This window comes from Streptomyces hilarionis (assembly GCF_024539675.1).
Classification (GTDB): Bacteria; Actinomycetota; Actinomycetes; order Streptomycetales; family Streptomycetaceae; genus Streptomyces; species Streptomyces hilarionis.
Window position 1 is genome coordinate 1 of sequence record NZ_JAHHIT010000728.1, and the last position, 270, is coordinate 270.

The window sequence follows — 270 nt, forward strand, 5'->3', positions numbered from 1 at the left end:
GTCGAGAGCAGCACGACCAGATTCCACCCTCGCATCCAGCGGTACCCGCGACCCTGTGCGAACACGAATACGGCTGCCGAGAACGACATTCTCAACCGGGTGTTCTTTCCAGCCAGCTTCGGTCATGACTTCCGCAGTCTCAGGAGCTAATGCAGTCAGCGATTTAATCGCGTTACGCGCTCGCTCAAGTGAGAGTGCTTCGATGGCTTCGGCAATAGCGAAAAGGAAAACCACCATCGCGGCTTCCGGCCACTTGCCAATCACCATGGC

General features: G+C 57.0%; 1 protein-coding gene. It reads right to left on the reverse strand.

Annotated elements, in window-relative coordinates; all coding sequences use genetic code 11:
* Positions 1 to 270, reverse strand: a 270-nt coding sequence (locus tag KMS84_RS44575; RefSeq protein ID WP_498066984.1) for a P-type ATPase actuator domain-containing protein, incomplete at both ends; no start/stop codon positions are given.